6 protein-coding genes are annotated in these 7,953 nt (G+C 53.3%); 4 read left to right on the top strand and 2 right to left on the bottom strand.

Annotation, left to right across the window (positions count from 1 at the left end; all coding sequences use genetic code 11):
* Positions 1–9: 9 nt before the first annotated feature.
* Together ABYA77_RS02035 and ABYA77_RS02040 are read right to left on the bottom strand one after the other, a co-directional pair.
* Positions 10–1,218, bottom strand: coding sequence for a hypothetical protein (locus tag ABYA77_RS02035; RefSeq protein WP_372964264.1), 1,209 nt, complete (start codon positions 1,216–1,218; stop codon positions 10–12).
* Between the two features lie 29 nt (positions 1,219–1,247).
* Positions 1,248–2,861: a methyl-accepting chemotaxis protein gene (locus tag ABYA77_RS02040; protein ID WP_372964265.1), complete on the bottom strand. Its 1,614-nt coding sequence runs from the start codon at positions 2,859–2,861 to the stop codon at positions 1,248–1,250.
* A gap of 253 nt (positions 2,862–3,114) precedes the next feature.
* On the opposite strand from ABYA77_RS02040, the gene uvrD reads away from it, so the two are divergent.
* The 4 genes from uvrD to ABYA77_RS02060 all read left to right on the top strand — a co-directional run.
* On the top strand, positions 3,115–5,280 hold the full coding sequence (uvrD, locus tag ABYA77_RS02045; RefSeq protein WP_372964274.1) for a DNA helicase II: 2,166 nt from the start codon (positions 3,115–3,117) through the stop codon (positions 5,278–5,280).
* A gap of 120 nt (positions 5,281–5,400) precedes the next feature.
* On the top strand, positions 5,401–6,483 hold the full coding sequence (locus ABYA77_RS02050) for a permease (RefSeq protein WP_372964266.1): 1,083 nt from the start codon (positions 5,401–5,403) through the stop codon (positions 6,481–6,483).
* Positions 6,470–7,261 carry a type 1 glutamine amidotransferase gene (locus ABYA77_RS02055; protein ID WP_372964267.1) on the top strand — a complete coding sequence of 264 codons (792 nt, stop codon included), beginning with the start codon at positions 6,470–6,472 and terminating at the stop codon, positions 7,259–7,261. The genes ABYA77_RS02050 and ABYA77_RS02055 overlap by 14 nt, the downstream gene beginning before the upstream one ends.
* 321 nt (positions 7,262–7,582) lie before the next feature.
* Positions 7,583–7,953: ArsR/SmtB family transcription factor (locus ABYA77_RS02060; RefSeq protein WP_372964268.1), on the top strand; the 371-nt coding region annotated here is incomplete at its 3' end.

A 7,953-nucleotide genomic window follows, 5' to 3' on the forward strand; every position in this document is an offset into this window, starting at 1 on the left:
GGGGCCTCCTTAGAATGCCGAGTCGATTTTGATGGTGTATACGTTGGTGCTGTTGGTACCTGTGGCCAGAATATAAGCCGGATTCAGATTACCTGTGCCTTTGTCAAAACCTCGTGAGTGGGTGGCGTCAATTTTAATGGCGACGCCTGGGGTGATATCCCAGCGCGTACCAACGCTGTAATCTTCACGCTGATAGTTCAGGATAGATTCCGGCGCCAGTGGGATTCCACCGCCTGTGGTAACGAAGCCCAGGCGCTCTTCATCATCTTTGCTTTCCAGCCAGCCTAACGCGACGTAAGGTGTCCAGCTGCCAAACCGGTGGCCTACAGACAGGTAAGCCGAATCTGTATCAGAGAACTTACCATCAACTTCTACGCGAGTGACTTCACCAATGATCTGCCAACTGCCGTCGTCATAGCTTGCGCCAAGGCCGAAGAAATTACCCCGTTCGCCGTCGGCAAGTATGGTGTTAACGTCAGCGCCTGCGGGTGCCTGAGCTGCCAGCCGTGTGGCATCAATATCTACTTCCGCCGTCGCTGCAATACCTCGGAATGTCCAGACATAGTCTGTCCAGGTCAGGTTCAGCCCCGCAATGTTTCGCAACTGTACGTCACCGGAGTTGCCATCTTCTTCGGTAAACCCAGTAAAGAAGTTCGCATTCAGTGATGAGTTATTGAAGTTCCAGTTATAGCTGGCATCGGCACCAACATAACTGGTGACGGCAATTGGGCCGTATACGCTTTGGGGAGGGCGAGCCCAGGGTTGTGCATAACCGACTTCCAGGGAATCCGAATACATGAACATCGGCAGGCGCATTTTACCGGCACGAAGCTGCAGGTTGTTGGTCGGGCGGTGGCTCAGGTAAGCCCACTCAACCTCGGGCTCCCAGTCATCAGAGCCGCGGCCAACCAGTTGCATCACAATCTGGCTTTTTTGGGTCACATCAAAGGTGCCCTGCAGTGCAAACAGGCTTAGGTCGTTCACTTCGGATTCATCGATAAAACCGGCATAGCCAGCATCATTGCTGGCACGAGCGTACCCCGTGCTGAAAAAGCCGTTAAAGCGCACGCCTGTGTCTTTCGCTGAGTTGAGCTGCTGCTGCATGGAATTCAGCTGTTGCTGCATGCGTGCCAGCGTGTCTTCGGTGCTCTGCTGAGCCATAGCCGGTGCAGCCGCAATGGCCAGCACTAAAGGCGCGACTGAGACAAATCTTTTCATCGGGAATGTCCTTGATCTTTGGTTGTACATTAAACTCGGAACTGGCCAGCTACACTCTGCAACCCATTACTTACGTCCTGGATTTTGCGGCTTACGTTGTCCAGTTCATCGGTACTTTCCATCACAGCCTCGGCGTTGCGGTGCATATCGCCCATGTGCTCTGTGACTTCTCCGAATGTGGTGCTCTGTTCGTAGGTAGCAGCAGCAATTTGCTCGTTTAGCTCACTGATTTGCTGCACGTTCTCCAGAATTTTGCTCAGTACTTCACCGGATTCAGTGGTGGCGTCAACACCCTGGCGCGCCATTTCAACACTGCCCTGCATGGAGGAAACTGCATTACCGGAGAGCGTAGAAAGCTCGGATATAACGTACTGGATTTCTTCGGTAGCTTTGTGGGTGCGCACAGCCAAACCGCGAACTTCATCCGCCACCACGGCAAAGCCTCTTCCGTGCTCTCCGGCCCGAGCGGCCTCAATGGCGGCGTTCAGGGCCAGAAGGTTCGTCTGTTCTGCGACCACCTGTATGGTTTCGAGAAGGCTGCCGACTTTTACAGAGAACTCATCAAATTGATTGACCAGGCCCGCAGTTTTTTCAATTTCAGCCATCAATTTCTGGATGGTTTGGATGTTGCCAATAACGGTTTCTTGCCCTGAGGTCGCAAATTTCGCCGCATCCTGAGTCTGATCCGAGGCAGATGAGGCAAACCCGGCGACTTCTTCAACACTCTTGACCAATTCTTCGACGGAATTCCGGGTAGAGGATATAGCTTGTGCCTGCTGGCTGATTCGTTGAAGGTTGGTTTGGCTCGTGCCCGCAAGATGCGACGCCACACCATTAAGCTCACCGATGTCCTGCTGAATGGTGGCAAAAGAGTTGTGCAGTTTTTCAATGAAAAGATTGAACTGGGTAACCAGCTCCTGTAGCTCATCTTTGCCATCGTAGGCAATACGAGAGGTTAGGTCGCCTTCGCCGGAGGCCATGTTTCTCAGGGAGCTAATAATTTGTTTCAGGCTGCGGGAAATGGATTTCCCGATAACAAGGCTTAACGCGACCAGAACAATGAGGGTGACAACCAATATAATCAGGGAAAGTACGCCAGCTTCGCTGGAAGCTGAAATGGTGTCATCGATGGCGCCGGTCAGTTGAGACTCCATGGTGTTACGCATCTGGTCGAGATCTGCGTGCAGCGTCTCCAGACGCCGGGCGTTCGCTGAGGCATCGTCACCGATTCGGCTGAAGTCTGCCGTGCCTTCAATGATAGAGGTGGCGAGTTTAGTGGCGTTGTTATAGTAAGTTTCCAGATCGGTACGGAGTGTTTCCACGCGAGTTTTCAGTGTGGGGTTGAGCTCTGCAATTTTCCCGAGATTTTTCGTGATTTCATCACGTTGTGGGCGGGTGGCCTTTAATTGTTGGTCGTCGCCAGTTGTTACTGCGGCGCTGATCTGATTTTCGATTAACTGAAGTAAACCCTGATTGATGGTTGAGAGCTCCAGGGAAGGGTACAGCTGATTCCGGACTTCATTAAGGCGGTCAGAGTTATTACGCTCAGTAATGATAGCGAAGGCCTGACTGATCACAAAAGCGACAATAGCGACAATTACAAGCATTGCCAGCTTGTGAGATATTTTCAGTGATGAAAGCATGTTTTCAGTCCCTGTTCACTTAACCTACGACTTTAGTCTGGCGGCATTCTAGGTTGTTTATTTGACATCTGACACAGAATTAATGTGTCAGTGTGTTACCTCGCGTATCGGCGGAATGCCTTCTTTTCTTTAAAGATAGCGTTTGATTTTTCAGTCGCTATACCCGAATGGGGGTAGGCTGCTGGAACAGGGACGGATATGATCAGGCCTGTTACAATGCCTGTAAATTTAACCAGTGATGAAGCTGATCTCCATGGATGTCTCCCACATAATTGACCCTCTCAATGACGCCCAACGTGAGGCTGTTACCGCACAGAATGATCACCTGCTGGTACTGGCTGGTGCGGGCAGCGGCAAAACCCGGGTGCTGGTACACCGGATTGCCTGGCTGATGACCGTGGACCGGGTGCCACCTACCGGTATTCTGGCGGTAACTTTTACAAATAAAGCTGCCAAGGAAATGCGGCATCGTATCGAAGAGATGATGAATATCCCGTCTAGGGGGCTGTGGTTCGGCACCTTTCACGGCATAGCTCACCGCTTGTTGCGCTCTCACTGGAAAGACGCGGGCCTGCCGGAGAACTTTCAGGTATTGGACAGCGACGACCAGCTACGTATGGTCAAGCGCGTCATGCGGGAGTTCCGGGTCGATGAAAGCCAGTGGCCACCCAAACAGGCCCAGTGGTTTATCAACAGTCAGAAAGATGAGGGTCTGAGGGCCGATCACATTCAGGAAAACCCTGGTGACCACTACACCAGCACCATGCTGAAGATTTACCGCCAGTACGAAAAACTGTGCCAACAAGGCGGTTTGGTTGATTTTGGCGAACTATTGCTGCGCTCCCACGAGCTCTGGTTGCACCGGCCTGAGTTGCTGGCTCATTACCAGGAACGGTTTCGGCACATATTGGTGGACGAGTTTCAGGATACCAACACAATCCAGTACGCCTGGCTGCAAGTGCTGGCGGGTAATCGTGTCCCCCTGACGGTTGTGGGAGATGACGATCAGTCTATCTATGGCTGGCGGGGTGCCAGGATCGAGAATATCCAGCAATACCAGCGCGATTTCCCCAATGCCCGCATGGTTCGTCTGGAGCAGAACTACCGCTCTACCCAGATGATTCTGAAGGCCGCCAATGCGGTGATTGCCAATAATCAAGGCCGCTTGGGCAAAGAACTCTGGACCGATGGCCCCGATGGCGAGCCCATCAGTCTGTACGCTGCGTTTAATGAACAGGATGAAGCTAACTACATTGCCGACTCCATTACCGATTGGGTGAACCAGGGTAACCTGCGTAGCGAGTCCGCGATTCTGTATCGTTCCAACGCTCAGTCCCGTGTGTTGGAAGAATCGTTGATGCGGCAAGGGATTCCGTACCGTGTTTATGGTGGTTTGCGCTTCTACGACCGACAGGAAATCCGCAACGCGCTGGCTTACCTTCGTCTGGTTCAGTATCAGAGTGACGATGCTGCATTTGAGCGGGTGGTCAATATCCCGACTCGGGGAATCGGTGCGAAGAGTCTTGCAGATATCCGGGAATACGCTACGGAGCAGGGTATTTCATTATGGGAAGCGTCTGAGCGTTTGCTGGCGGCGGGTCAGGTAAAAGGTCGAGCCAAAACCGGATTGCAGTCGTTTATGGGTATCATTCATGAATTAGCGGAAATGGCCGGAGAAGCCTCGCTGCAGGGGCTTATGAAGCAGGCGATTGAAGCCAGTGGTTTGAAGGATTACCACGCCAGTGAGAAAGGCGAGAAGGGTCAGGCCCGGGTAGAAAACCTGGAAGAGCTGGTAAACGCATTGTCTGACTTTGAGGTGGAGGAGGGTGTAGACCCACTCTCTGAATTTATCGCTCAGGCAGCGCTGGATGCTGGAGAAGCCCAGGCTGAAGACCATGAAGACAGTGTGCAGTTGATGACGCTGCATTCGGCTAAGGGTTTGGAATTTCCGCTGGTGTTCCTGGCCGGTGTTGAGGAGGGGTTGTTTCCCCATAGCATGTCTCTGGAAGAGCCGGGGCGCATGGAGGAAGAGCGGCGGCTGGCCTATGTGGGTATTACCCGGGCGATGAAAAAGCTGGTGCTCACTTACGCTGAATCCCGCCGCTTATATGGCCAGGAAAAATTCAATGCGTTGTCGCGGTTCGTTCGAGAGATTCCCGCGGAATGTCTCCAGGAAGTGCGGCTGCGTAATACGGTGACCCGGCCAGCTATGGTGGGGCGGCCCAACGAGAGCTTGTTTGCACAGGATTCAGCCAAACAGGCTGGTTTCAGTCTTGGTCAGCGTGTGCGACACCCCAAGTTTGGTGAAGGTATTGTGATGAATTCCGAAGGAACCGGGCACCATACCCGGATTCAGGTGAACTTCGCTGAAGGGGCCAAATGGCTTGTTCTTGCGTATGCGCCTTTGGAAGCTTGTTAGCGTGTATTGAGCCAAGTGTGATTTTTTCTTGTCAGGCCTTGCCCGATCGTTTAATGTGCACAAACGCATGAATGTGCATATATGCGTTTGTTGAGCATTTACGTCATTAAAGGAAAGGTTATGGACAAGAATAGCTGGGCGGTCGCCCTGGATGAGTTACTGCATGTGGGCGGCGCTCTGGTTCTCATCATTGCCGTGGTTGCGGTTCTGACAGGCATCATCCGGGAATACATTCCCCAGGAAAAGCTGCAGAAAAAACTGGCTAAGAACGAAAAACGGGGCCCATTGGTTGGTGCACTACTGGGCACTCTGACCCCTTTCTGCAGTGCTTCCATGGTGCCAGTGGTTATGGGGATGATCGAAATGCGGGCAACCATGGGTATGGTGTTCGGGTTTCTGATTTCCGCCCCTCTGTGTAATTTTGTTGTTGTCGGTCTTATCGTTGCGGTGTTTGGCTGGCAAGTGGCACTTGTATACCTGGCACTGACTCTGGGTGGAGCCATATTGGCGGGCTACGTCATTGGCTGGACGCCGTTAAAACATGCTGTCCGTCGTATTGAGGAAGTTCCCACAAGCGCTAGCGGGTGTGGCAGTGCGCCGGCCTCTGCCTGCTCAGGGTCAGCGCCCGTATCAGCCTGTTCAGCACCGGCACCTGCCGCGACAGCCTGCAGTGCAACGGCTATGCCCAGTTGCAGCGCTGAGGCAATGGCAATAGAGCCGCCGTCAGGGCAACTCGAAGAATGTATAGCCACCGCGTGCGCCCCTTTTACCAGCACCGACACAGTGCCGCACAAGGAACGAATGAAGCTGGCCATGCGCTTCGCCTGGGCACTGTTCAAGAAAATTATTCCCTATGTATTGATTGGTGCCGTGATCAGCGCCCTGTCTGCGGCCTTTCTCCCTGCGGAAATCGTCGAGCAATACATTGGTGCGGACAGTTGGTACGCCATTCCCGTAGCCGCCGGCATTGGTGTGCCCCTGTATCTGCGAATTGAGATGGCCCTTCCCCTGTTGCAGGTGCTCATTGCCAAGGGCATGGGGATGGGGGCAGCCATGGCACTGCTGATCGGTGGTACAGGGGCCAGCCTGCCTGAAATCGCCATTATCTCTTCCGTACTCAAACCCAAAGCGGTGGTGGCTTTCGTGATTACCGTCATCACCCTCGCCATCGTTGGAGGGGTTGTTTTCAGTGTTGTCTTCTAGCCCTTCTGACCGCTGGCAAGGCACAAAACAACGGCCGGCTCGTGTCGGCCTGTTGTTGTGCGGAGATGTGCATGACGCCCTGCAATCGAGATTTGGTGACTACGCCCAGTGTCTGGTCAAACGGCTCCGGCTCGACAACCCGGGAGCCGAAATCAGGACCTGGCGGGCGTGGAAAGGTGAGCTGCCAGATGATGTGCGGGACGCCGATGCCTATCTGGTCAGTGGCAGTCCTGCCAGCGTGTTTGACCGTGAACACTGGATTGAGCGACTGGGAAGTTTCATTCGGAACGCGCATAGCGCGCATCGGCGATTGTTGGGGATCTGCTTCGGCCACCAGATGATTCATCAGGCTTTAGGAGGTCATGTAGAGCGTGCCGCAGGCTGGGGGTTGGGAATCTACCCGGTACACCTGTACCGGCGGATAGCGGGGCTCCCTGATTCAAGGCCTGTTGCTCTCTACGCAATGCACCGTGATCAGGTTGTTACGCCGGCTGAGGGTTTTGAGCTTCTGGGCGGCAGCACGTTTTGTCCGTATTACCTGATGCGCCATACAGACAGGGTTCTGACCATACAGGGGCACCCGGAGTTTACGGGTGATTTCTTTCACCAGTTTCTGAATGTGGCCGAAGCCAAATTCGACGGCAAAACGCTGGCCCAGGCACGCAGGGAAATGCGGGACTCTGACGACAGTGACGCAACCTGCCAGTTGCTGAATCAGTTTTTACTGGGGATAAACGAGACGGGGAGGGATGCATGGGAAAAGTCAGGCAAGTTTTAGCAAATCTATGCGCCTACACCCATTTGTGGCAGGTGGTCAGGGAACGCAGACTGCCCTCGTCTGCCAAGCCCGGTTTTTCTATCGCGCTGCTGGGACTTTTCTGCCCTTTCTTTTGGATCGCCTTGTTTACTGGTGCTAGTAAAGCAGAACTGATCTTCCATGGCTGCCATTCCGGGCTGGTGTTTTCTGCCGGTGTTTTTCTGATGCTGAAAGGGCTCAGCGAACACCGAAAATCGTCTGAATAAGGTGGGTGCAGTATTCCCGATTGCTGGCCTGGTAGTAATCACTTAAGATCCAGACCAACGGAGGTTTGGAAATAGAATGATAGATGCCTGTTATACAGACGCGTTAAAAGCTATTTCGGATGCCAATCGCCTGCGGCTTTTCTGGCTGTTAGTGCATATCGATGAGCGAATTTGTGTTGCCGAAGCAATGGATGTTCTGGGAGAAACCCATTACAACGTTTCGCGCAATCTGAAGATTCTTCAAAAAGCAGGGCTGGTGACAGCACAGAAAGAGGGAAAGTGGGTTTTCTATACCCTTAATCGAGAGGGGTCGCCTTTCCATATGAAATTGCTGGCTGCGGTGAAAAGTATTCCCGAGCAGGAACTGGAAACCGAAATCAGGAAATGCCACCTGCGCCTTGCACTGCGTGAGGGCGGGCAATGTGTGGTCGGGCCGGGCAGTGCTGA

Source organism: Marinobacter sp. (genome assembly GCF_041595835.1).
Taxonomy (GTDB): domain Bacteria; phylum Pseudomonadota; class Gammaproteobacteria; order Pseudomonadales; family Oleiphilaceae; genus Marinobacter.